The 24,526-nt window shown below is 48.1% G+C and carries 21 protein-coding genes; 6 read left to right on the top strand and 15 right to left on the bottom strand.

Translation table 11 applies throughout. The annotated features are described in order from the left end of the window. Positions 1-138 precede the first annotated feature (138 nt). A complete protein-coding gene (gene hutZ / locus K6Y21_RS17910; RefSeq protein ID WP_233073250.1) occupies positions 139-681 on the bottom strand; it encodes a heme utilization protein HutZ in 543 nt (180 codons plus the stop codon). Beyond that, complete coding sequence (gene hutX, locus K6Y21_RS17905) at positions 678-1,217, bottom strand: heme utilization cystosolic carrier protein HutX (protein WP_233073249.1); 540 nt, start codon at positions 1,215-1,217, stop codon at positions 678-680. Before hutX ends, hutZ begins: the two co-directional genes overlap by 4 nt. A 130-nt stretch (positions 1,218-1,347) precedes the next feature. On the opposite strand from hutX, the gene K6Y21_RS17900 reads away from it, so the two are divergent. The 4 genes from K6Y21_RS17900 (at position 1,348) to K6Y21_RS17885 (ending at position 4,788) form a co-directional block, all read left to right on the top strand. Further along, complete coding sequence (locus tag K6Y21_RS17900) at positions 1,348-2,253, top strand: heme/hemin ABC transporter substrate-binding protein (protein ID WP_233073248.1); 906 nt, start codon at positions 1,348-1,350, stop codon at positions 2,251-2,253. Between the two features lie 2 nt (positions 2,254-2,255). Next, positions 2,256-3,284 (top strand): FecCD family ABC transporter permease, encoded by a 1,029-nt coding sequence (locus K6Y21_RS17895; protein WP_233073297.1) that lies wholly within the window; start codon positions 2,256-2,258, stop codon positions 3,282-3,284. Then, a complete protein-coding gene (locus tag K6Y21_RS17890; RefSeq protein WP_233073247.1) occupies positions 3,284-4,123 on the top strand; it encodes a heme ABC transporter ATP-binding protein in 840 nt (279 codons plus the stop codon). Before K6Y21_RS17895 ends, K6Y21_RS17890 begins: the two co-directional genes overlap by 1 nt. Before the next feature lie 281 nt (positions 4,124-4,404). Beyond that, a complete protein-coding gene (locus tag K6Y21_RS17885; protein WP_233073246.1) occupies positions 4,405-4,788 on the top strand; it encodes a response regulator in 384 nt (127 codons plus the stop codon). Positions 4,789-4,976: 188 nt separating this feature from the next. On the opposite strand, the gene K6Y21_RS17880 is transcribed toward K6Y21_RS17885, so the two are convergent. The 3 genes from K6Y21_RS17880 to prs all read right to left on the bottom strand — a co-directional run bounded on the left by K6Y21_RS17880 (position 4,977) and on the right by prs (position 8,302). Next, complete coding sequence (locus K6Y21_RS17880; RefSeq protein ID WP_233073245.1) at positions 4,977-5,693, bottom strand: DUF2971 domain-containing protein; 717 nt, start codon at positions 5,691-5,693, stop codon at positions 4,977-4,979. A 150-nt stretch (positions 5,694-5,843) separates the two neighbouring features. Further along, positions 5,844-7,442 carry a nicotinate phosphoribosyltransferase gene (locus K6Y21_RS17875; protein WP_233073244.1) on the bottom strand — a complete coding sequence of 533 codons (1,599 nt, stop codon included), beginning with the start codon at positions 7,440-7,442 and terminating at the stop codon, positions 5,844-5,846. A gap of 20 nt (positions 7,443-7,462) precedes the next feature. After that, positions 7,463-8,302, bottom strand: coding sequence for a ribose-phosphate diphosphokinase (prs, locus tag K6Y21_RS17870; protein WP_233073243.1), 840 nt, complete (start codon positions 8,300-8,302; stop codon positions 7,463-7,465). Positions 8,303-8,618: 316 nt separating this feature from the next. On the opposite strand from prs, the gene K6Y21_RS17865 reads away from it, so the two are divergent. Then, positions 8,619-9,347, top strand: coding sequence for an NUDIX hydrolase (locus K6Y21_RS17865; protein ID WP_233073242.1), 729 nt, complete (start codon positions 8,619-8,621; stop codon positions 9,345-9,347). A 150-nt stretch (positions 9,348-9,497) separates the two neighbouring features. Here the strand turns inward: K6Y21_RS17865 and K6Y21_RS17860 are convergent, their stop codons facing one another. From K6Y21_RS17860 to fepB, 10 genes are all read right to left on the bottom strand, one after another. Next, positions 9,498-10,163: a class I SAM-dependent methyltransferase gene (locus K6Y21_RS17860; protein WP_233073241.1), complete on the bottom strand. Its 666-nt coding sequence runs from the start codon at positions 10,161-10,163 to the stop codon at positions 9,498-9,500. 162 nt (positions 10,164-10,325) lie between these two features. Then, positions 10,326-11,735, bottom strand: a complete 1,410-nt coding sequence (locus K6Y21_RS17855) for an amidase (RefSeq protein ID WP_233073240.1) — start codon at positions 11,733-11,735, stop codon at positions 10,326-10,328. A gap of 48 nt (positions 11,736-11,783) precedes the next feature. After that, positions 11,784-12,674, bottom strand: a complete 891-nt coding sequence (locus tag K6Y21_RS17850) for a helix-turn-helix domain-containing protein (protein ID WP_233073239.1) — start codon at positions 12,672-12,674, stop codon at positions 11,784-11,786. Between the two features lie 28 nt (positions 12,675-12,702). Further along, positions 12,703-14,097 carry a DUF6880 family protein gene (locus K6Y21_RS17845; protein WP_233073238.1) on the bottom strand — a complete coding sequence of 465 codons (1,395 nt, stop codon included), beginning with the start codon at positions 14,095-14,097 and terminating at the stop codon, positions 12,703-12,705. 48 nt (positions 14,098-14,145) lie between these two features. Then, positions 14,146-14,835 (bottom strand): 4'-phosphopantetheinyl transferase family protein, encoded by a 690-nt coding sequence (locus K6Y21_RS17840; protein ID WP_233073237.1) that lies wholly within the window; start codon positions 14,833-14,835, stop codon positions 14,146-14,148. 15 nt (positions 14,836-14,850) lie between these two features. Continuing rightward, the gene (locus K6Y21_RS17835; protein ID WP_233073236.1) at positions 14,851-15,660 is read right to left on the bottom strand and encodes an ABC transporter ATP-binding protein; all 810 of its coding nucleotides are present in this window, start codon (positions 15,658-15,660) and stop codon (positions 14,851-14,853) included. A 237-nt stretch (positions 15,661-15,897) separates the two neighbouring features. Next, on the bottom strand, positions 15,898-19,197 hold the full coding sequence (locus K6Y21_RS17830) for a condensation domain-containing protein (protein ID WP_233073235.1): 3,300 nt from the start codon (positions 19,195-19,197) through the stop codon (positions 15,898-15,900). Between the two features lie 352 nt (positions 19,198-19,549). Next, positions 19,550-20,611, bottom strand: coding sequence for a FecCD family ABC transporter permease (locus K6Y21_RS17825; protein ID WP_233073234.1), 1,062 nt, complete (start codon positions 20,609-20,611; stop codon positions 19,550-19,552). Further along, on the bottom strand, positions 20,608-21,669 hold the full coding sequence (locus K6Y21_RS17820) for a FecCD family ABC transporter permease (RefSeq protein WP_233073233.1): 1,062 nt from the start codon (positions 21,667-21,669) through the stop codon (positions 20,608-20,610). Before K6Y21_RS17820 ends, K6Y21_RS17825 begins: the two co-directional genes overlap by 4 nt. After that, complete coding sequence (fepB, locus tag K6Y21_RS17815; RefSeq protein ID WP_233073232.1) at positions 21,659-22,615, bottom strand: Fe2+-enterobactin ABC transporter substrate-binding protein; 957 nt, start codon at positions 22,613-22,615, stop codon at positions 21,659-21,661. The genes K6Y21_RS17820 and fepB overlap by 11 nt, the downstream gene beginning before the upstream one ends. A gap of 475 nt (positions 22,616-23,090) precedes the next feature. Between fepB and K6Y21_RS17810 the strand changes: the two genes are divergently transcribed. Next, entirely contained in the window at positions 23,091-24,440 is a 1,350-nt protein-coding gene (locus K6Y21_RS17810) for an AIPR family protein (RefSeq protein WP_233073231.1), read from the top strand. Positions 24,441-24,526: the final 86 nt, after the last annotated feature.

The following is a 24,526-nucleotide window of genomic DNA, read 5'->3' as shown; positions in this document are numbered from 1 at the left end:
ATACACCTCAGTAGGCTCTGCTCGTGGCTACTTGGTAGGAGCTACAGTCATGCAGCGATTAGGCTGTAAAGAACATGGTGTTTTGCATATTCATCGCCGCATTACTGCGGCTCCCACAAGACTGCTGCTGCCACAGGGCTAATCTTTAGCAATCGGCTTATGTCCTTCGGTTAAGTGAACAAAATCAACTAAGTCTTCGCCAGATACTTGGAATGCTTGACCAAACCCCTTCACAAATAACCCCTGTTGCGGTGTTAACTGGAATAACACAAAGTCTTCCAAGTCGCTCAAGCCAATGACGATTTCGCCAAAGCGCTCGGTGAGCAAGGCAATCACTTGTTGCCATTGCTCGGTATCGCGCGCGACGGTTTGCACGCTGGCATCAAAGGTTAGGCGTTTACGGGCGAAAATACTTTTGGCTTGGGCTTCATCTTCAACCAGCATCAAAGACACCTTTGGCTGTGCCAATAGATTACGGGCGTGGCGCGCTATCTGGCTGATTAGGATGTAATAGGCCTTATCGTGCATCACAAACGGCGCATAGCTGACATTGGGCTGGCCCGCTTCGTCCACCGTTGCCAACTGTAAGGTTTGGCATTGCTGGCGAAACTCGGCGATTTCGGGCCCTAAACGGCCTTGTAAACGCTGCTGTTTTACTTCATGTTCAAGTGTTTGGTTCATACTGCTGCTACCTGTAACTGCTTTAGGTGTTGAAATTTTTCGACTTGTTCAGGGATTAGTTGGCGCTTGTTGTCACGACCTAAATACACCTTAAAGATGCCCTGACCGCTGGCACTGAAAAAGCCGATAAAATGACTTTCTTTGCCATTAAAGGGCTTACTGACCAAGGCGATATACGCCACTTCAGTGAGCTTTAAGTGGCCATGAAGCTCGCCATCTCGCCCCATCAGGTTGTAATAACCGTGGGCGGTTTTACCTTTGGGAAAACGGGCTTTCACCTCAAAGATCGAGCCCTGATTGTGCACTATGGTGGTGACCGGGCCCCATTCACTTAAGGTTTGTAAAATGGCTTCGGCGGCCTCACCTTTGATGGCTGTCACCATCTCGCTCGGCAGCGCCAGCACCACTTCCCCTTCGCTAATATTGAGCTGCTCGGCCATGCCCGCTGGATGTAAGCCGGGTTGCTGTTGTAGCAGGCTTGCCACTTGCTCGATCAAACTCGGTGAGATACCGGACTGTGAATAAACTGGATACACGATTAAACCCCTAAAAAATTTTAAGCTCGCACGTTAACCGAACTTTTGCGTTAATTTATCGCAAATGATAATTGATATCAATTGCATTTAAATCTATCATTTGCCGACTTTATCGCTCGAGGACGTATTGATGCGCGGATTAACCTTATTATTGTTCGCTTTGACTTGGACAGCCACCACAGTGCCACTTACAGCTTTAGCGCAGGAAGCGCAGGCTCAAAGCACAGCTTCTAGCAATATTCCTAGCAATGCTGCCACCAATCGCATTATCAGTGCCGGTGCCAGCATCACCGAAATCATTTATGCCCTCGGCGCGCAGCAGCAGTTAGTGGCAACCGATGTCACCAGTCACAAATGGCACAATGGCACCCTGCCCAATGTGGGCTATCACCGTCAGCTAACCACCGAAGGATTACTGGCTCTCACCCCAACCACGCTGATCGCCAGCCAAGAAGCAGGGCCAGATACCACGCTGCAATTACTTCGCCAAGCAGATGTTGAGGTGACGGTTTTGCATCCAGGTAATCAGATCGACGATCTCAAGATGCGCATAGAGCAAGTGGCGCAGCAAACCGGGCACACCAGCCAAGCAACCCGTTTAATGGCCAAAATAGACAACCTTGCTAGTCAATTACAACGTCAGCAGCCTGCCCTCCAGCAGCAACAAAAAGTGGTGTTTATCTTGTTGCGTGACGGCAGCCCACTCAGCTTGGCAGGGAGTAATACCCCTGTGGATACTATTATTGAGCTCATGGGGGCAACCAACCCTGCCGCCGCGCAAATCGATTCCTACAAACCCGCGTCAAGTGAAGCCCTGCTAACCATGGCGCCCGATGTTATCTTGGTCAGCCAGCGCAGTTTGCAACAGATAGGTGGCGTTGAGGCCTTATTAACGGCTCATCCCATGTTAGCGGTCACGCCCGCCGGACAAAAGCAGCGCATCTTTAGCATCGAAGGCACCAGCTTAATCGGTGAACTCGGCATTAGCAGCCTGCATGAAGCGCAGCGACTGCATAACTTGGTCTACGGAGACTAATGATGCAGGTGGTACGTTATCAACCTCGCACCGTCTTTGTTCCCGTTGCGCTTGTGTTGGCCGTCATGGCGGTCGGCTCCATTTTTATCGGCCCAATGCCTATTTCCATCGAGCAAGCTTGGCGCGCCATCTTCAATCAAGAGGTAGCGCCCCATATCAGCTTAGTGATCCAGCAAGTGCGCATTCCTCGGGTGCTATTGTGCTTGGCCATAGGGGCTATTTTGGCCATGTGCGGCGCGGTGATGCAGGGGCTGTTTCGTAATCCCCTCGCTGACCCCGGCATTATTGGCGTGTCGGGCGGTGCAGCCTTAGGTGCGGCGCTCGCCATCGTGGTGTTTGCGCCTATGGCGGAGTTTTATCCTTTATTGCTGACCTTAGGCACAGTGCCTATCTTTGCCTTTATTGGCGGCAGTCTCGTCACGCTTTTGGTGTATCAACTGGGCACCAGTCAACATGGCACGTCGGTTGCCATCATGCTGCTTGCGGGTGTGGCGATCAGCGCACTAGCTGGCGCAGCCTTGGGATTGCTTAACTTTTATGCCGACGATCAAGCGCTGCGCGATCTCGCCTTGTGGTCGATGGGCTCGGTCGCTCATACCACTTGGGCCAATATCGCTTTGGCGTGGTCAACCTTAGCCGTGTTGCTGTATTACTTGCAACACGATGCCAATAAGCTCAATGCGTTTTTACTGGGCGAAGCCGAAGCGCGTCACATGGGCATAGGCGTGGAAGCGTTAAAACGTCGTCTGATTTTACTCTGTGCGGCAGGGGTCGGCATCAGCGTTTCCTTGTGCGGCATGATCGGCTTTGTTGGCTTGATCATTCCCCATTTAGGCCGCCTTTTAGTTGGACCGAATCATAACCTGTTAATTCCTCTATCTGCTTTGCTGGGAGGCTTATTACTGCTGATTGCCGACACCCTATCTCGCACCTTAGTCAGCCCAGCCGAGCTGCCCGTTGGCATCATCACCGCCTTAGCAGGGGCACCCTTTTTTATTGCTCTGTTATTTCAGCAGCGAGGCAGAATGTAATGTTGAATTTATTCACCTCCTCCTACGACACCAAGCTTAACTTTGCCGCGCTACACACCCCAAGCGCATCGCCCCTGCAAGTCAGCGATTTAAGCTATACCACAGCGAAGCAAACCTTAGTTGACCAAGTCAGCTTTAGCCTGAAGGCAGGGGAATTAACTGTCATCCTCGGCCCCAATGGCGCGGGCAAAAGTAGCCTGCTCAAGCTGATTAGCGGCGAACTAAGCCAAGGGGGCCACAATATTCGCATCTTTGGCCAACCTAGGGATATTTGGCCGGATCATTTACTGGCACAACATATGGCCATTTTGCCCCAGTCAAGCCAGCTCAGCTTTGCCTTTAGCGCGCGCGAAGTGGTCGCCTTGGGAGGCTTGTCATTGCCACTCAAGCAGTCAGAAGTTCAGTATTTAACGCAAGAAAACATGGCCGCGACCGATGTGCTGCATCTAGCTGATCGCGCTTACCCCAGTTTATCTGGCGGTGAAAAACAGCGCGTACATCTAGCTAGGGTGCTAACCCAGCTAAGCTGCGCTAACCAACATGGCATCTTGCTTCTTGATGAGCCTACATCCGCTCTAGACTTGGCTCAGCAACATAAGGTATTGAGCCTATGTCGGCAAATGAGTCAAAAAGGCATGAGCGTGCTTATGGTGTTACACGACCTGAATTTAGCCGCTCAATATGCCGACCGCCTGTTACTGATGCAAGGCGGCAAGCTAGCACTCGATGGCTCGCCAAACACGGTGATCAGCACGGCAAACATAGCTCAGATTTATGGCCACAAGGTCAGTATTAAGTCTCACCCTATCCATCATTACCCCGTGATCATGAGTGCTTAGTAAAAAATTAAATACACGCTACTAAATCATACTAATATCAATAAAGGATGAAGCAGTGGGAGCACCAGTCATGGTGCGATTTGTCTTTGAATCTATCGCTGCCTTTGAATATATCGCTGCATTACTGCAGCTCCCACAAACACAATCCAGTGGGAGCGGAATTTATTCCGCGAATCAGCGTCTTTGAATCTATCGCTGCATTACTGCAGCTCCCACATACAGGCGCTCCCTCGAGCAAGAGTCAGGCAGGCATCATTAATTAACGAATTTGCGAGGCAAGAATGAGAGCATTAGTGGTAGACGACACTATGTGTTTACGGCATATACTGCATCATATGTTACGCGACTTTGGCTTTGACGAAGTGGAAGAAGCCGCAGATGGAATACATGCGTTAAAGCTGATCAAAGCCCACCCTTTTGATTTGATTGTCACAGATATAAACATGCCTAAGCTAGACGGCCTTGGCCTACTTAAACAAGTTAGAAGCAACCCGTTTACTTTGGATTTACCGGTATTGATGGTCACCAGTGAAGCAGATAAAGAACATTTAACCTTGGCTATTCGCGCCGATGTATCCGGTTTTTTAGCTAAGCCCTTCACTCAAAACGCATTAGAAAAACAACTGCAACGGATCGGCTTTAAAAAACCACAGAAGGTTTCCTAATCTTCGTCTGGCTCATTAACCAAGCTGGAGCCGAACAAGGTGGAGTATTCTTTTTCGAAACGCCGTGAAATCATTCTTAAAAGCTGTTGATGGCTTAACTGCCGCATTCTTGCGGCAAATATTCGACTAAGAAAACACCACCGTTCGGTCAAAAAACATTCATGCGTTTGCCCTGCACCAATGCGAACTTATAAATATGGTGATGCAGTCTCTGATACTTCGACAAACTTATCCATTTTTGACATAAATAGCTCTTGAATCATAAACTTATTTCTCTTATCTACTAATGGGCCTGTTCTAATAGATTTAATGCACTCAGGTGTAATGTTAACATTAACATAGCGAGTGAGCCCTCCTGCACAAGGCTTTATTTCTATGTCTCCGTTAAAGTTATCTTGTAGAAGGAAAAAACGAATTTCTGATTCAGGCTCAAACGACTCATGTTTGATTTGAATTGCCATTTCTTGAAAAGCTAGCATGTACTCAAATTGAGTGAGGCCATGCTCCATGAACTCAGGATTTGATTGGTTCATGACTTTATACCAACCATTACTTCTGACCAGCTGTACGTAGCGTTGAAGCAACTCTCGCTCTTTTGTTATTGAGTATACACATTCGCATGATACAGGCCTTTTTTCGTGTAACAACTTAACCAACTGTTTTTCCAGCGCTTCCTTATCAAATTCAATACATACCCCTTTGGTTTTCTGAGTATACGAGCGCCACTGGCTCAAGTCATCACCACTCTTAGAGGTGGAAAAGCCAAACGCTCGATACTGGAACTCATCTATATTATTTCGTTTGAAATAAAAATTTTGAGGGAGCTCTGACTCACTAAATTCATTAGTGTACAACTCATGAAGAAGGTCATTATCAATTTTCGTTTCAAGTGGGTCATTCATCATCCCGAAACTACCAAAGTGCAATGATCTATTTGCCACAATATTGTATAGAGCTTCGATACTCGTATAGTGGAAACAAGAGTTACTCATCCATCGTTCACCTAATTTTTATCTGAAAATTGCTAGGGTCAATAACCAAAAACCTCAGCCAAACTAAATTTGGCTATTGATTAACGCACGGATCTCAGTCAGCGTCGTGGTTTTCACTAAACGCCCATCTTCAAACACGGTTTCAAGTAGGCCTTGCTGCTCTTCGGCTTCGCTGACGTTATCCAGCACCACGAGTTCGCCATTGACACGTTCGACCTTTAATAAGCCTTTGGCCGATTTTTTCTTGGTATCGGTTTTCGGGTCTTTAAATATCGCCATGCGCTCGCCATTTTTCACCACACTGGTGGCTTTTACGGCGCTGCCGTGGGTGTCGCGGGTAACGTATTGGTAGCTGTAAGAGCCAATACCTAACACCACCTTAGACGCAAAGCCTTTGTCCATTAGACGTTGTAAAATCTGGCGTTGACGCTCTAAGGTGATGGCATCGCCGTAAATAGCACCTATGTGCGAATCCAGTAGCTTATAGCCCTTGTCGGTTAATGTGCCGCCAAAAATATCCCATAAGCATTCAATCAAGCCTTTGATTTCACATGGCATCAACTCTTCTGGCTGGGCATCTTGACCCACTACGGCATAAAACTTGTCGTCAAAACTAAAGGCTTCGGCATCGGCCTTACGCGCCTTTAGGTTAGCGGCAGCTAAGGTGACATCGGCAGAGCTAAACGGCGCCCTGTGAACCAAATAACCCGTTAATATCTTCACTGGGTCGCCCGAGTCTGGACGGATCACTAAGGTGCCATCACGCGCCATAATTTCTTGTTTTAGCTGCGGTAGATACTCGGTCACTAGGGTCCAAAAATCCCATGTATCGCTGACCACAGACAAGATCCCCTTCGGCGCTTGCTGCTGCATAAGGTAGCGGAAAAATTCAATCTCGCCTTCCATTAACCAGCTACACGTCACGCTGTGCTCGGTGGCATCAACCGAACAACCTACCAGCTCCTCGTCAACATTAGCACCATAGTACTTTTCGGCGAATAACACGGCGGTAATGGTATCTGTGCCCACTAATCCAGACGCAAGGTGACCAAAGCCACTCATGGCCGCCGCCGCTTTACCGAACATACCGCGAAATGAAAAATCGTGGCCTTGGAATGGCACAAAGCTCATGTCTAAACCGGTTTTTTCGGCAAACTCTTTAAACACCTTCATATAAGCCGTTGACGTGGTTGCACTAGTTTGAATTGGCCAGTTTTCACAGCTGAGTACGGTTTCTATCATGTTGGTTAACCACTGAAACCCAGCCTGAGTATTCACTATGGTCATCGGCGGCACTTGATATGGCACTAACGTGCCCTCAGGTAAGGCTTTGATCTTAAGTGGCAAGTAACCAAGATCGTGAAGCTTCTCTAGGTAAGTGATGTCCACGCTGTAACCTAACATGGCCGATAAAATGCGCTTGTGCTGAGCCACCGCCGTGGCCTTATCGGCTTTGAAAAACGCATCCCACTCTTCAATGAGATAAGACATGATGAAGTATTGCAAGCCAACGAAGGCTACCTTGTCGTTATTGGCCACATTACTTAGCTTGCCCGAACGAGAGGTAAAGTTTGCATAAACCTCTGACACATCAGGGTGATAAGCGCGGCCGTGAAACTCTTTGTAGACATCTTTTTGCATGGTTGGGGCTGAAATCGTCATAATCACTTCCTCTTCGCTGGTTAAGCTATGTGTAATTCGGTTGCACCTGCTACTTGAGGTGCTGGGAAAGATTCGCTGGTGTAAATGGCATCGATTAGGCCATCAAACACGGCTAAGCCATTGGCAAAAATGCCGTGAGTCACAAACAGGCTGACACGCTTGGCGCCCTGCTGTTTTAATACCTTGGCTAATTCAATAAAGGTGCGGCCACCGTCGCAAATGTCATCGGTGATCAGCACGTCTTGATTGCTGATATCGCCAAAAATGGCGGTATGAGTAATTTCTCCCGTGGCGACATCGCGTACCTTTTCCGCTTGCACCACGGCAATCCCACCGCCGAAGAATTTAGCTAGGTTGTGTACTTTTTTGGCCGCGCCGGCATCGGGTGCCACTAAGGTTAACTGGCCCGCTTTAAGTTGGCTAACAAGCTCGGGATGACGCGCTAGCAGCTCACCTTGAGGCAGATTAACCACGTTATTGATCAAGGCGGGGGTTACATCGCTGTGGGCATCCCAAATGGTGACTTTTTGTAAGTTTAAGCCATTGATTAACTTGGCCATCACCGCCACACCTAAGGCTTCACCCGAGTTACAAACGCGATCTTGGCGAGCATAAGGAAAGTATGGCGCCACCAGCTCGATCGCGACTTGGCTGCCATATTGGCGTTGCACGGCATCAACCGTGATAGCTAACTGCATAAACGCCGCCGAGTTAATTAAACGCGTGGTAATTTCAATGCGAGACACCTGCTCTACTTGCTGAGTTAAGCGCACATGCTCTTCACCACCATTAAATGTAAAACTGTCAAAAGGGATTTCCATTCCCTCTAACTGACCTGTTTGGTATGCCTTGATCTTCATGGTTTAACTTCCTTTTATTAAATGTCTCTAGGACTCTTTAATGCTTGAGATAAATATAGTCTCAGAGACTCTTTATTGTCAAACTTTATTTTGGTCTTTTAGACATTAATTAATAATGCCGTGACAGGGCTGTAAACAAAGCTGGATTGATACGGGGTTGATAATGGCTCAAATTAAAGTCAAATCACAGCCTAGTGAGATCACAATTAAGCACATACGTATTTAATCAGAAGCAAGCTAGGTGGAGCGCTAACACACTGGCTTTATCACTCGGCTTAGGTATCATAAGGTCTCTGGGACTTAAAAGATGAAGCCAATGAGCCAACAAACCGAACAAGCCTATTTAGCCAGCTACAACATTAAAGATTACGATGTGTGCCTGACCTCGGTAGACAGCGTGCTGTTCACCGTGATCCATGGTGAGCTTTATACCTTGCTGGTACGCCGTGCCAATCATCCCTTTTTAGGGGTATGGGGCTTACCCGGTGGCTTTATTGATGTGCAGTTAGATGAAGACCTCAGTGCTTGTGCCAATCGCCATTTAGCCGAAAAAACCGGGGTAACGCCGCCTTATTTAGAACAGGTCGCCAGCGTCGGTAACAAGACACGCGATCCCAGAGGTTGGTCTACCACGGTCACTTACTATGCCTTAATGGCCCATGCTCACTGCACTACTGACATAGATTCGGTGGATGATGTGCAATGGCTACCGCTGCAACAAACCCTCAATATGGAGCTGGCGTTTGACCATAAACAGATGATCGAACAGGCATTAGCGCGTCTACAGCAAAAAGCCTTGTATTCACTGGTGCCTGTGTACGCCCTACCCGAGACCTTTACCCTCAGTGAGTTGCAACAGTTACACGAGGTTATTTTAGGCAAATCGATTCAAAGCAAATCGTTTCGCCGCCGTATCGAATTGGCCGATGTATTAGAAGAAACAGGCGAGCTAAGCCAGCACAAGGGCAAGGGAAAACCCGCCGCGTTATATCGTGTGAAAGAAGGTGCTGCGGATTATCGGTTTATGCGTAACCTAGAAAATTAGCTTAGCAATCCCCAACCCTTTGGGAGCACCCAATCCTGTGGGAGCACCAGTGATGGTGCGATTTGAGCTCATGACTATATCGCCGCATGACTGCGGCTCCCACTGGACTGTAGCTCCCACAGCACGGCTCCTACCCCACAAAGCCAACCATCAATACTGGCGCGAGCTACGGATCACAAACAAATTACCAAGCCTGTTTTGCAAGCTAACACCCCGCGATACAGCTTTATCTTGGCCCTTACTTAATACCGCATTAAGCCACATTTCATTGCCGCTTTTGGGCCGTAAGTCTGAGGTTCGCCAAGTCTTTTCTATGGTTAACGGCACATCACTGACTAAATCCGCTAAGCGGGTCAGGGTCAAATTAGTAAACCAACGCCCATTGCGCTCCCCTTCACTATCGCCATACTTAAACGACAAATACAACACGCCACCGGGCTTCAAGGCACGGTAGAGCCGATTTAAGATATCCGGCAACTCATCATAAGGAACGTGTAACAAGCTGGCGCAGCACCAAATTCCGTGATAGGCACGCACTTCGTCAATCTGGGTAAAATCACGCAGCTCCACCGCAACGCCAGAAAAGCGTGAAGCCTTAATGGCCAGCTCTGGGCTGGGATCCAACGCAGACACCTGAAAGCCGTGTTCAACAAAATATTTGGCGTCACGACCCGAGCCGCAGCCCGCATCTAAAATCGCCCCACCGGGAGGTATGTAAGGCAAAAATGCATCGTATAAAGGCGTTAGGTTTAGGTTCACCGTCGCCTCAAAAAATGCATCTGCATTCTTGCTGTAATAATCGAGAGTATTGATCATCTTGATATCGTCAACTGCCGCTCGTCCGTGAGCACGGCTAGTTTACCCTTTTGATCAGTTTCGTGCATTATTTGTGCGATTTTAAGCGAGCTGGATCAAGCAGCATCATGGCAAAATGGTGAGTGAGTTCCCCTTATAGCCAACCCACTCACATCTACACCACTACAACCAACTCGGGCACCTTGGCATGCTGATGTGTTGCGATAGCTTTTCTGCCACCGCAATCAACTGCTCCTCGCCATTCATTTTACCCACAAGTTGAATACCAATGGGCATACCATGCTGGTCAACGCCAATGGGCATGGTGACCACGGGGTGACCAATCAAGCTGATCGGGGTGGTATATGCCGTCAACGCATCTAAGTAGTTCACTTCTAGGCCATTAATAATTAGTGGCTGCTGATAAGTCCGGTTGGGGCCGTGCTCTGAGGTCGGCGCCATATGTTTAAACACCTTGCAACAAGTAACAGGCAGCACCCAAGCGTCATAATGCTGAAAAAAGGCTTCACTGTGAGCGATCAGCCGCTGCCTATTGGACAGCGCATCGCCATAATGACTTGCGTTACGTCGATACCCTTTAATCACATTCGCGAAAAAGTGGGGCGACAAACGGCTATAAGCTCCGCCGGTGAGAATACTGAGCCAACGCTGGAAAATATTGAGCAGCCCCGCGATCTCATATCCCATGATCTGGCCATACCAACGCCAACATTCATTAAAGTTAAAGTTCTCCGGTTTATCCTGCTGTAAGCTCACCCCCGCTTCCTGCCAAAGGGTAAGCGCATTATCCATGGCTTGTGATATCTCGAGATCCAAAGGCAGCTCATCTAACGCTTTCCAGAAGGCGATGCGTAAAGGCCGCGCTAACTCATCAGTATCTAATGATGTTACGTCTTTACCTTTGCCACTTAATCCTTGCCAGAGCAAGCGTAAATCTTCCGCCGTTCTCACTATTGGCCCAGGGCGCGCAAAATGTGCAATCTGCTCGTCGGGATCAACAAACATGCCTTGATTGGACAATGCGCCCTCACTGGGAAGCAAACTATAGACACCACAAAAACTGGCTGGAATACGCAGTGAGCCCGCTAAATCAGAGCCGATATCAGCAAAGCTCATCGCTGCAGCAACGGCAGCCGCACCGCCGCCACTACTGCCCCCCGAGGTATAGTCCACATTCCAAGGATTGTTACAAAAGCCCAATCGCTTGTTGTTGGTTTGAAAATCCATCGCAAACGGCGGCAAGCTGGTTTTGCCAAGCAGCGTCGCCCCTTGCTCAAGTAAGGTGCTAATCACGGGCGCAGTCACGCTGGATATGGGCTGCTCTTGCATACCAAAACTGCACGGTGTATCCGCTATATGATATTGATCTTTAACGCTAATTGGTAAGCCCCCTAGCAAGGAATTCGGCCTGACTGGGCTTGGCGCGTTGTCGGTAAATAAAAACGATTTGATCTTAGTATCGTCGGTCGCAATCCCCTCCAACAGGGTATCTTTAAGCTGTTGAGGGGTGATGTCACCCGCTTTGAGCTGCTGGCTAGCAGCGGTGGCTGAGCAAAATCTATCTATGGTCATCGCGGTTCCTTAGTCATTAACTGAGGAGCCTATATCAACAAATTTTGCTTATTCGGGCTGTTCCGATCCTGCGCTCTTTATGGGTAAATAAATTTTGGTGCACCACGCCTTTTCAGCAAGTTGCTGCGGGTCGGTGAAGTATTGCTCAAAGGGTAAGGCATCGCGCAGCTCATAGCCGGACGAAGGCAGCCATGCGTTCCACATTAAATTCCAGGTTTGATATAAGAAATCATAACTGCCTTGATGTTCACACACCGCCCACAAGCCTTGGTTGAGGGTTAACCAATCATGGCTCCAATGGCTAGGCTGCATAGCCGGATATAAAGCTCCATAGAGCACCTTTACCTCGTCATCATTCATGCCCTGCGGGCTGCGGGGAAACGCGCTGACCAAGCCAAGGGGTTCACTAGACTGACGCAACAGAGCAAAGTCATCAACGATGTCGGTGAGGGTGCGGCTGAAAAAGCGGCCATTTTTGGTTCCAGAATCACCCTTATAATTCAAATGCATATTAGGTAAAGCCGTGACAACCACCTGAGGCGCACTTGATTTAGCGGCGCGCGTTTTCAGTAGCGGACGATTGATATCCAACCCAAACGGCGCTCGATGCGCTTGGGCTCTAAACGCACTTGGGCTGAGCTCAAAATGCTGCTTGAATGCGCGAGAAAATGCGCTGTGGGTGGCAAAACCGGTATCGATTGCGATATCTAGAACCGTTTTACTGGGCGCGGTAACCAGTTGCTGCGCGGCGCGCTCTAACTGGCGATGCAATACATATTGTGCAAAGGTTTCGCCAATGTAATGAGTAAAGTGACGCTGGAAATGAAAGCTTGATAAATTAGCATGTTGAGCCACCTCTTCAGCGGTCAGCCGCTGATCAAGGTGATTTTCAATAAACAACAAGCCTTGCTCTATCTTACTGCGGGTACTTTTGCTCACACTTTATCGCCCCGTATCCACGACTACTTCAATTAGATGCATCAACCTTAGCCCAAAACGCCTTTTTGCGGCCATGCCGCTGCTTTACTTTTTCTAGGTAGTAATGGTGATCGATATGGCCTTGATAATCCTTAACATCAGGACTTAACTTAATCAGTTTTTGTAAATACCGCGCACCATGGTGATACGCTTTCGACCTCGCTGAGCTGAGAATATCGTCCAACAACATGCGATAACATAGGCTGGCAGCAAGGGGAAAATCTTGCTTGGTGAACTGTTTTGCCCACTCAACTGGTTCATAATAGCCTGCCGTTTGCAGCTCATCGCCAGCCGTTACGATTTGCTCACTGGCTTCTTGCCATGCTTGTAATTTGAGTAAGGTATCGATTCTGTTTGAAAACACACCTATCTTTTTAGCATTAGCAACTGCACCTTGCTGAAGCGAAGCCACGTCCTGCGGATCACTCACTTCTATTAAGGCGGCTAAATTGGCCATGCTTGGCTCGGCTTGGTAGCGGTCTTGGCGTAACTTAATTAGCGCACGGCTGTCGCCCGCAGCTTGGTAGCAAGTGTCCAGTAAACGCAGTTGCTCGCTTTGATGAAAGCTTTTCCACTCCCCTTGCAGCCAAGTGACTGCTCGCTGCGGAAAACCTAGGTCAAGCAGCTCTTTGGCGAGGTGCGCCTTTTGTAACTCATTAATTTCATCCTGATACAAGGTCATGCTTTTTTCTAGCAAGTCAGGATCTTGTAAGGCAATGGCCACCCCTTCCAATCTTAGCCTTGCCTTTATTGGCGCTAGACCAAATTTATCCTCTTGCTTGTTGAGGTTTGCTTCACGCATGTCGTTTTCAAACCGCCAAGCTAACTGCTTTAGCTCGGTATCCGTTAACAACAACGCGCTATTTTGCAACAAGTAATCCCATACCGCATAACCGTTATCTTCAAGCCGTTTAAGCACTTCCTGCTGCCAATCAAGGCTCGTTCGTTTAGCATTCGGCGACTGACGCAACTGGCTTGCGGCCTTAATCCAAAGATCACAGCCTTGATGATACAACTCGCCGATATAACCACTGGAATCATCAACGCGCTCATACACCTTGCCATGACTTTGCATAAAACTATCCACTAAAGAAAATACGGCTTTAGCTTCTAGCTTGCTCTCTACAAGCTCAGCCATAGCAGCAACCATAGCACTGATTTCATTAGTAAATGTACCTGCTTCACGATAAGAAATGAAACGCTGGCTTCGTTTTAAGCTTTGCACTTGTTTCTTGATTAACGCAACTTGCCCAGCCACCGAATGCTTGTTTGCAAGTAACTCTATTCGGTGATCTAAGTCGCGATTTTCAGCTTGCAACTGGACAATGAATTCCACCAACTCTGCTTTATCGAGTTGCATAAGCTGCTCAAACAATGGCTTCAAAGCGCTCTCCCCATTTTTAAATTTATCAAAGACCAAACGAGCAATATGTTACCACTTAACACAAACCAAGGTATAAACCCTGCCGGCTTCAAACAAAAAGTTCACCTTTAGTGCTAGTGCTGAACCAAAACGCGCTTCACCCTCGGCGCACAGCTTAAAATAGGCTTCGCCTTTAGCTATATCGATGGCGGTCAGCATGGCGTCGCTAAACTCTAGGTAGGTTTTTACCCTTGGATAGATGGCTTTGAAAATACTCTCTTTAGCGGAAAACACTAAGGTGGCAAAGGCTTGGGTTGAAAGGCCAGTATCGGCCAACAAAGCCTGCTCTGTTGGGCTAACAAACAAAGGCATTAGCGAGTCGACTTGGCTGTCGGCAATCAGGTTTTCCACATCTAGCCCAAGCAAGTTAACCTCTGAGGTGGGCACTATGGCCGCTATCGCCATGTCATCGGTATGAGAAATACTGCCGAGCCATCCTTGGGGCCACACGGGCGATCTATGTTCGCCAATAGGAATGTCGGTGCAGGGGCAGCCCGCGTGTTGCAACATGGCTAATGCCAAGGCCCTGCCAGCCACAAACTCGGCCTTGCGCTTGGGCACTGCCCGCACCACCTCATTAGGCAAACTGACATTGAGCATCTTGGCATGCTCATCGCGATAACGCAGCACCTCGAAACGGCGCTGCCAAATGGTTTGCCCGCCTAAGGTGAGCATTTGTGGCTCAGACAAATAGGTCATAGGCCGTTATATCCCTTATTTGCCAAGGGGCACGATTAACGGGGTGTGACTCACGGGATCGTCAATAATCACACTATCCAAACCAAACACTTGCTTCACCAAGGCCGCATCAACCAAGTCATTGGGCTCACCTTGCGCCACTATCTTGCCACCGGCAAAAGCAATTAAGTGGTCGGCATAACGACAAGCTTGGTTTAGGTCATGCAATACGGCCACAATCGTGTGCTGCTTGGTTCGATTTAGGCTGCGAAACAGCTCTAATAAATCGATTTGATGGGCCACATCCAAATAAGTGGTTGGCTCATCCAACAAGACAATCGGCGTTTGCTGCGCTAACACCATGGCAATCCACACCCGCTGCTTCTGGCCGCCCGACAGTTCATCTACCTGCCTTTCGGCTAACTCGGTCACGCCGGTGTCGGCCATGGCTTGAAACACAGCGTCTTGATCTGCTTGGCTCCATTGCTTAAATAGCTTTTGGTGTGGATAGCGACCCCGTGCCACCAAATCCACCACGCGAATGCCCTCCGGGGCTTGCGAACTTTGCGGCAGTAAACCTAAGGCTCGCGCTAGCTCCTTGGCTGGCATCTGCTGAATGTTTTTGCCATCAAGACAAACTTGGCCCTGGCTAGGTTTGAGCAAACGGCACAAACTGCGCAACAAGGTCGATTTACCACAGCCGTTAGGGCCAACGATCACAGTAAATTTACCCTCGGGAATGCTAAGTTCAAGGTCTTCGCAGATCACTCGGTTTTCATAGGCAAGCTTGAGGTTCTCGCCCTTTAGCCGAGGCATAAGCCGAGCCGACACGTTAGATTTTGTCACTGTAGATAAGCTCATCATATTATGTGTTTTTCATTACTTCTTAAGGCCACCAAAAAACAAACAGCATCAAGAGGTTATTCTTAATGCTGTTGAAATACCAGAGTCATTAGGTATGCATATCGGATGAAGTAGTAGCAAAACTTCGTTTTCAGGGATGAAAACGTAGAGCGTATAGGGACATATACACAGCGTTTTTGCGGATACTTCATGCGATATTGCTATTCTCCATGTCGCTGATTAAACAACCGCGACCCCTTGCGACTCAATCACATCTTGTTTAATGGCGTTAAGTGATTGCGCCCCCTTAGGGGATTTCGCAAACTCAGCAAATAAAGCGCTAAGGGTATCACAGAGTAATGTCACCTGAGCGGGGCTGTAGTTTTCGGTAAGGTAACTCATCATCACCCGTAGCACTTGCTCATTGTTGACGGTTTCTTCTAGCACCTCAAACTGCAGGCCTAGCCCCGACTCGCTGCGATCTGAATCCACTTGTTGGAAGTTCACCTTGTCACCGTTGGCCAGCTCAAATGCGCCACTAAACTTACTTTTCGCATGCAGCTGAATAAACACCTCAAACATGTGGCCGTCCACCTCAGGCTCACCGCCTACTAAGCCCTCTTCTATCAGGTCGATGGGAATATCACCATAAGGCATAGAATCGTTAATGGTGTGTTTTACCTGAGCCACCAAATCGGCCACGGTATTGGCGCGATCAAAGTCCACCAAATGCGCCACCACAGTCGTGAAATAACCTATGGTGTCATAGTATTCAACATCATGACGCCCAGAAGCCGATGTTCCAACTATCAACTTGTTCGGTGCTCCCACAACATTCAGAGCTGCGGCGATAGCGGCGTAAACTACGTTAAACAGCGACGCACTTTGTGCTTTAGCCAAGGCATATAAACCATCTCTTACCTCATCTTCCATTTCAACTATCACCCAACCGCCTTTCGGCCCGTTAGGATCGGCTGGTGCAGATAAAGCATGATCTTTGGGGAAGATAGGCGTCGACCAAGGCACATCTTTAAAGTTATTCAGCCAGTAATCTAGGTGCTTTTGATGGTTACCTGAGCTGCGTTGCATGCGCGCATATTCGTGCATAGGTAGCGCTTCATAACGCCAGCTTGGCGCCTTGCCTTGCACCCGCAGTTTATAAGCGTAATTGAGCTCATCCATCATCAGGTTCACCGACCACTCATCTTGCACTATGTGATGGAACAAGAAGGATAAAAATTGCAGGCCGGTTTGCTGGCAACGAATAAAGCGCACCCGCAAAGGCAGCTCTTTTTGTAAATCAAATGGATGGAGCGCCTCATGCTTAAGGAACTCATTCAGATCGCTAAATTCACACTCGTCTGAGGTCCAATACCATTGGTAATTATCTAGTTCAGAAACCTCTACCACGTGCTGACAAGGCACGCCCTTGTCTTCATAGAAGTGGCTGCGTAAACCTGCATGGCGCACCATAATATCGCGGCAAGCTTCGCCAAAGGCCACTTCGTCCAATTCGTCTAAAAAGCGCAATACAAACGGCAAGTTGAAGATGGTATTTAGACCAAACTTGGCGTATTTAGGGATCGCTTTCCACAGTGAGTTTTGCGCCAACGACAGCGGCGCCAGATTTGAACCAACATGAGTCAGTTCCGAATCAACCGTCACATCCGCTGTCACCTCTCCAGACTCTACGCCTTGCAACACAGCCTGCTCGGCCAAAGATTGCGCCGTGGGGTGGCTGAACACGTCATTGATGGTGATTTCAATGCCGTGGTGGGTTAACAAGCGACCGATAACGCGTGTGGCAATCAGGGAATGGCCACCAAAATCAAAGAAATCATCCGTTGCCGTCATCTCATCATTGGCTAACGCCGCTTTAAACTCGGCTAAGATCAGCTCAACCACAGCTGCTAAACGGCTGACCTGTTCAGTTGGCTCAGTAGCAGCCACCTCTACTAGCTTTGCATATTTCCCTAGCTCGGCCGCGGTGCGATAAGTAAATAAATCAGCAATGGCGACTTCAATGCCATGGTCTTTCAGTAACCTGCCAACCACTCGGGTACCAATTAATGAATGGCCACCAAAATCGAAAAAGTCATCGGTTAAGCTCATCTGTTCAACCGAGAGTGCTGCGCGAAACTCAGCTAAAATGGTGTCAGCAATGGATGGGTTGTGGGTTTGTGGGGTAATTTGGGTAGCGCTTTTCGGCTTTGCCAATGGCTCTGCCAACGGCTGTGCCAACGGCTGCGCTATTGTCTGTAATACTGGCTGTGCCAATGGCTGCTGACTGGCTACCGCTGATACAGGCATAACCTCAGCTGAGACAAGCTGCTCACCGCCTATGTAGGCAATATATTGCTCAAACAAATGCGCTCCTAAATGCGGCGACACAGACGCTGCCGTCACTAATTCTAAGGCCAGCTCACCTTGGCGATTAACGCCAACACCCAAGGCAATTTCAAATTTAGGCTGCAAAGGCGCAATGGCTAGCTTGCTGGCCGTCACGTGCTCAAGAGATAAATACTGCGCCGGATCGACCAACCAAGTTACCAGAGCCGCCGCATCCGCTCCTACTTGCACCTTAGCATTTGGCTGCTGCGCTAAATCCAGCTGAGCTACCACGTCAGTAATGGCTTGTGCCAGTTGTGAGTCATCTTGGGTTAAGGTCAGCTGAGTTAGGTTAGATTCAACCATGGCGCCGTTGATGGCCAAATTCGCCTGACTAATATCAACAGGCACACAGACCTCTAGGCTTGCCAAGCCATTGGCTTGGGTAATATAACGAGCAAACAACACGGCCGTGGCCGCCAAAACTTCAACCTCGGTTAAGGCTCGACCTAGGTATTTATCGTAAGCACTTCTTTGAATAACTGTGGCGAACTTGCGTGGCTCGGCTGCTTGTAAATAGGCCGATATGTCGTCTGTCACGCCCGCTTGCACATATTGGATTTCTTGGCTGGCACGCTTAAGCCAAGGCAAACAAGTTGCAGAAAGCGCTGGTAAGCTTTGTAGCGGCGTAAAGCCCACCTGCTCACTTGACTGGGTCGGCTTATCGAGCGCGGCTAGGCCGTGGTTATATAAGGCACTCAACACCTCAAACACCTCTTGCCAGTTCAGCTCACCTTCCAGAATCTGATGCGCAGTCACGCCTAACACTAACTCTTGCTCGGCGCAGACATAAACGGTGAACTGGATAGCAGAGAGACTTTCAAGGGCAATCGGGCTGGCTTGCTTAGTTTGCAGATGCGCTATCGCCTCTTGCACATTATCAAGGGCTTCAATATTGATGGGCTGAGCGTCGGCCTTACCTGGCACTTTAACTAGCCCCGCCTCTTCATCAAACCGATAACTCAGGTTCAAGGCAGGCACAAATTGAGGAAGCTTTTGCAGCGCCGCCACCAGCCGGCCTATGTTGGTTTTGCCGGTTAAATGATACGCCGTGGCATACTGCATCGAGCCATCGTCATTATGCTGATGGTGCATCCAAACGCGCTCTTGAAAATCCGTTACCGCTTGCATGGGGTGCTGGTTATTTATCATGTTCCTTTCTCCTGACCCGAAACCATTCAAGCCATCCTTTTTGACGCCCACGCCACCCCGCTCAAATTCAGTGTGGTGAGACGTTAAATCACAGGGTTAATTAAAAATAGGGGCATACTTTATTCACAATAAAATTAAATGTAAAGCATTCTCATTTTCACTGTTTTGAAATTGATGAAGTTATGAATTTCAACCGTGGCCTACAACTCAGCCCTAACTAAACAAATTGAATATCGGATGGATAAGTAGCAAAACTTCGTTTTCAGGGATGAAAACGCAGAGCGTATAGGGATATATTCACAGCGTTTTTGCGGAGTATTCATCCGATATGCTTACTTAGGGCCTAAGGTATTTAAAACTGCCGCGAACGAGTCAGTAACCAAATCAGATAAATACCACCGACGATGCCCGTCATACGGCCAATCGGCATACTGGCTTGAAACGGTAACCACTGGATTAGCACATCCGCCGCTAATACCAATAACGCCCCCATCAGGGCTGACGAAAACAACGACATTGCTCGCGATTGCCTTAATCGGCTGACCAACTGCGGCGCTGCCAGCGCAATAAAGGCAATGGGACCGGCCGCGCCAGTGGCAAAGGCTGCCAGCACCACGGCAAAGAAAATCATGATTAGGCGAACTCGCTCAACACGGATCCCAAGCTGAGTGGCCATGTCGTCACCCATTTCGATCATCGCCAGCGCGCGCTTTAACACCATCATAATAGGCAACAACACCACCACTCCCACCAGCACAGGGTAAACATGAGTCCAAGTGCGGGCGTGCAATGAGCCCGCCAACCAAAGGTTGGCCATGATGGCATTATCTAAATTACCTTTAACCAACATGAGTCCATTTAGGGCGCTTAAAATCGACCCTATGCCTATGCCGGTTAAGATCAAACGATAGCCACCTACCACACCGGCTTTAACCGCCAGCAAATAAACCACCAGCGCCGTCACCACACCGCCCACGATGGCCGCCAATGCCACTTCAAGGGCACCCGATTCAAACAAGACAATTTGCGCGATGGCGCCAGTTGCCGCGCCCGTGGTAAAACCGATGACATCGGGCGAACCCAGTGCATTTCTTGAAACCGACTGAAACACAGCGCCAGAAATGCCTAAGGCCGCACCAACAAACACCGCGGTCAGTACCTTAGGTAAGCGAATATTCAAGATAATGCGATCTTTCACCCCGCCCTCGCCCGCGCCGCGTATGGCATCCACCACTTGCAACAAGGACAAATTAAATTTACCTAAGGTCATTGAATAGGTCGCAATAACGCAAACCAGCAGCAACAAGGCAAAAGCCACCAGCAGATGCAAAGGCTGATAAACAATGGAAAACGGGCCAAGGCGACAAACATAACCCGCACCCGCAGCTTGCAAAGGATAACGGCGCTGGATCATAACTGAGATATCTTCCAACGTCTGACAAGGAACACAAAAAACGGCCCGCCAATCAAGGCAATCATAATACCCACGCTGATTTCATTGGGATAACCCACCACTCGGCCTAACACATCGGCCAGCACGGCCAAGGTTGAAGCTATCAATAAAGAAAAAGGCAGCAACCATTTATGATCTGGCCCAACGACCATGCGAGCAATATGAGGCGCGGTTAGCCCAACAAAACTAATCGGCCCCGCCGCCGCCGTTGCCGCTCCTGCCAAAATCACGATGGCAATGGCCGCAAAACACCAAATTTTAAGTGGGTTTACGCCAAGAGCTTGGCCTATGTCCTCGCCCAGCGACACCGTATCTAAGGCTTGGCTTAAACAAAACGCAATCACCAAACCCACCGCAATCAGCAAGGTAGCTGGCAGCAAGACATCAAAGCCCCGCCCCTGAAACGAGCCCACCGACCAATGACGATATTGCTCAAACACCATTTCGTGGCTGTTAATGGTGATCATATGAGTAAAGGCAAGCAGCACCACAGATAAAGCCGTCCCCGCGAGTACCACCCGAACTGGATTCACGCCTTTATTCACCCCAGCAAGGACAAACACACCCACGCCCGCAATGGCTGCGCCGAGCAAACCAAACCACATCACATAAGCCATGTCTTGAATGCCGAGAAACGCAATGGCGAGCGCCACCGCCACGGCAGCGCCAGCATTGACCCCCAAGATGCCGGGATCGGCCAAAGGGTTGCGCGTTAATCCTTGCATGATCACTCCCGCCACGCCCAAGGCGCCGCCGACCACCATGGCCAACAAGGTTCTGGGAATGCGCAAATGCATCACGAGTAAGTGATCGCTATTACTGGGATCGAAAGAGAAAATGGCGGCTAAGGTCACCGCTGGCGAAATCGTGTGGGTGCCGATAAACATACTCAAGCAAGCCACCGCACACAGCAGCACCAGTCCCGCCCATAGCCAACGTCGCCTTTGACTATCTCTGGCTTGGTTTACGCTTGGCATCACATCCGCGATAACCGACACGCTTGCGCGATCAGCCGGCATTGTCAGCCTTGCCAAAAATCGCCACTATGTCGTTCACGATTTCCGTGGCGCTGTACATGTCGATGCGAAACGAGTTACGCCCTAACTCATATACCTGCTGATTCTTCACTGCAGGCAAATTGACTAAGATAGGGTCTTGCATAAATCGACTGGCACTGTGACCGCCGACTTCTAACAAAAAGGTGGTTTCGGCTTTTAGCTGCGGCAGCATCTCAAAATGCACGCGTAAAAAATCAGCCAGTGGCACGGTATTGTCATGCCACGCTCGATTTTGCACTTCCATCTTAAAGCCTAAGGACGAGAGTAATTCAGCATGCACGCCATCTTCTAGGGCGATCATATTGGTTGAGCCCGCCCCAAAATACGCCACAATATTGGCCTCACCAGCGGGGATCTGTAACTGGGTTTTACTCTGCGCCACAAACTGCTCAAATTGATCAATTTTTTGCTGTGCCTGCGCCTCTAGGCCCGTAGCCTCCCCTAGCTTAAGGGCTAAGCTCTGCCAAGATTGCGAGGTGTAATCGAGCACTATCGTCGGCGCAATTTGTTGAAATTCCGCAATTTGATCGCGCGCCGAATCACCGCCATTCCAAGCCACCACAATTAAATCTGGCTCGTAAAGATACGCCGACTCAAGATCGACACTGCCCGCAGGCCAAGCCTTGGCCACCTTGCGCTGCTCACCTATCTCGGCCCACTGGCTAAAAAATTGACCTTCATAAGTTAACGCGCTGGCAATCAAGGGCGCATCAATGGCAAGCAAGGTGCCGCTGATCGTGACAGACGTAGACAGAATACGCTTAGGCTGAGCAGGGATCGTGGTTGTTGAACCATCAGCGTTAACAAAGGTGCGAGGAAACCCATCTTGCGCTGCCTGCGCCCACACAGCCGACGCCGCCGACACAGCCAACAACATAATGGCCGTTATAACTCGATTGATTCTCATAGCTTAGTTTCGCTTCCGTTCCTATGGGTTTGATTCGGTTAGATGGGTGGCTATCAGCAAAGGAATGGAAAACAACCACACACAACACAAGTGATAAGCTATATGCTAACTATTATCATATGCAACAAGCAAGATAAATTCGATTTCTGGTGAGAGTGCGTGAAACCAGCCCTTGGTGCGCAAAAAAATGCAGAAGCTTCGTTTTACTCACATCAAACACTTAATTGATTGATGTATAATCATAAAAACATCAAACTGCTTAGTTACGTCGGCTAAATCGTGGCTCGTCCGTTATCTGGTTTGATTTGTTTGCCTCTGGGATTAGAGTGAATAGCCAAGAATTTACTTAAGCCGATGATATACAAGTGCTACATTTGGGTAAGCTAGACAAAATCGTGCAAGTTTACCAAGAAAGGTGTGCAATATACTGTTAGATTTCAACACAAATTGCCACTACGGCTACAAAAGGAAAGTAATGGACAGAATAACTAAAAAGCTTTTGCAAGATTTCCTAGAAGCTCAAGAAATGGACTCCTGCGATGAAACTGTTGACTTTGAGATGTTTTGTAATTTCTCTGTTCTAGCTAATGAATATAATAAGACATTCGACGTAAAAAATATTACTGTTGGGGCTGGTGCAGATACTGGAATTGACGGAATAGCTATCATCGTAAACGGACACCTTGTTGAGGATACCGATGAGATTGATAGTCTGCTTGAAGCTAATGGATATTTGGAAGTAACGTATCTGTTTATTCAGGCGAAAACATCATCTAACTTTGATACCAAAGAGATGCACGCTTTCTACTTTGGAATCAGTGACTTCTTTAGTGAAAGCCCAAAACTCGCTAGAAACGATGATATTAAAAAATTCTCAGAAATTTCTGATTATCTACTAGATAATGCGTCAGATTTTAAAGAAAACCCTGTTTGTAAGAGTTATTACATAACCACTGGTGTAGTAAATGATGATCAAAACATATCTGCTGTTGTCAGTTCTTCTGTAACCGACTTAGAAAGCTACAACCTATTTGAGAGTGTTGAAGCAAAAGTGCTCGGGGCGAATGAGCTTGGAAAGCTTTATCGAAAGACAAAAAATCCAATAACATCTAAATTCACATTTTCAAACAAAATCACCCTTCCGGATATTGATGGAATAGATCAATCATTTTATGGAGTTCTACCGTTCTCCGAGTTTAAAAAACTTTTAATCGATGAGAATGGAAATATTCAAAGTATCTTTGACGATAATGTTCGAGACTTTCAAGGGATTGGAAATTTAGTCAATAGCAACATTAATGACACATTAAATAGTGAGTTGCCGGATTTGTTTAGTGTCCTGAACAATGGAGTAACGATCGTCGCAGACTCAATAAAAACCTCAGCGAACTCACTAACGATCACTGATTATCAAATTGTTAATGGCTGCCAAACAAGCAATGTTCTATATGAAAATCGTAACAATGAAAACATTGGTAATATCAATATACCTTTGCGGCTAATTGTAACAACTGATGAAGATGTAAAATCTAAAATTACAGTTTCGACAAATAACCAAACGGCGATTAAGAAAGAACAGCTTGCTGCGATGTCAGACTTTCAAAAGAACCTTCAACACTATTACGCGTCGATAAATGGTGTGGGTAAGCTATTTTATGAAAGGAGGGCTAAGGAATACAATTCTGATAGAAATGTGGTTAAGAGAAAAGTAATCACCATTGCAAACCAGATCAAGTCCTACTCAGCGATGTTCAGTAAGAATCCACACCTAGTTACCACATACTCAGGGCGAGATCTAACATTATTAGTAAGGTCTAATTGCTGATAATTTATGCACTATGGGCGTTTTATGAGCTTATTTTTCCTTTTCCTAGAAAATCATATATTAAATTGAACTAACTGTATTTTCAG

Origin of the sequence: Motilimonas eburnea (assembly GCF_021295345.1) — a bacterium.
Classification (GTDB): Bacteria; Pseudomonadota; Gammaproteobacteria; order Enterobacterales; family CBDFNC01; genus Motilimonas; species Motilimonas eburnea.
Note: the sequence above shows the minus strand (reverse complement) of the source record. Positions and strands in the feature narration are given on the sequence as shown.

Bases quoted from the DNA above. Each gene is read 5' to 3' on its own strand.
- fepB (WP_233073232.1), bottom strand. From the start codon at position 22,615: ATGAGAATCAATCGAGTTATAACGGCCATTATGTTGTTGGCTGTGTCG.
- K6Y21_RS17890 (WP_233073247.1), top strand. From the start codon at position 3,284: ATGTTGAATTTATTCACCTCCTCCTACGACACCAAGCTTAACTTTGCC.
- K6Y21_RS17840 (WP_233073237.1), bottom strand. From the start codon at position 14,835: ATGACCTATTTGTCTGAGCCACAAATGCTCACCTTAGGCGGGCAAACC.
- K6Y21_RS17825 (WP_233073234.1), bottom strand. From the start codon at position 20,611: ATGATCCAGCGCCGTTATCCTTTGCAAGCTGCGGGTGCGGGTTATGTT.
- prs (WP_233073243.1), bottom strand. From the start codon at position 8,302: ATGAAGATCAAGGCATACCAAACAGGTCAGTTAGAGGGAATGGAAATC.
- hutZ (WP_233073250.1), bottom strand. From the start codon at position 681: ATGAACCAAACACTTGAACATGAAGTAAAACAGCAGCGTTTACAAGGC.
- K6Y21_RS17895 (WP_233073297.1), top strand. From the start codon at position 2,256: ATGCAGGTGGTACGTTATCAACCTCGCACCGTCTTTGTTCCCGTTGCG.
- K6Y21_RS17810 (WP_233073231.1), top strand. From the start codon at position 23,091: ATGGACAGAATAACTAAAAAGCTTTTGCAAGATTTCCTAGAAGCTCAA.
- K6Y21_RS17900 (WP_233073248.1), top strand. From the start codon at position 1,348: ATGCGCGGATTAACCTTATTATTGTTCGCTTTGACTTGGACAGCCACC.
- K6Y21_RS17830 (WP_233073235.1), bottom strand. From the start codon at position 19,197: ATGATAAATAACCAGCACCCCATGCAAGCGGTAACGGATTTTCAAGAG.
- K6Y21_RS17820 (WP_233073233.1), bottom strand. From the start codon at position 21,669: ATGCCGGCTGATCGCGCAAGCGTGTCGGTTATCGCGGATGTGATGCCA.
- K6Y21_RS17865 (WP_233073242.1), top strand. From the start codon at position 8,619: ATGAGCCAACAAACCGAACAAGCCTATTTAGCCAGCTACAACATTAAA.
- K6Y21_RS17885 (WP_233073246.1), top strand. From the start codon at position 4,405: ATGAGAGCATTAGTGGTAGACGACACTATGTGTTTACGGCATATACTG.
- K6Y21_RS17860 (WP_233073241.1), bottom strand. From the start codon at position 10,163: ATGATCAATACTCTCGATTATTACAGCAAGAATGCAGATGCATTTTTT.
- K6Y21_RS17875 (WP_233073244.1), bottom strand. From the start codon at position 7,442: ATGACGATTTCAGCCCCAACCATGCAAAAAGATGTCTACAAAGAGTTT.
- K6Y21_RS17880 (WP_233073245.1), bottom strand. From the start codon at position 5,693: ATGATGAATGACCCACTTGAAACGAAAATTGATAATGACCTTCTTCAT.
- K6Y21_RS17855 (WP_233073240.1), bottom strand. From the start codon at position 11,735: ATGACCATAGATAGATTTTGCTCAGCCACCGCTGCTAGCCAGCAGCTC.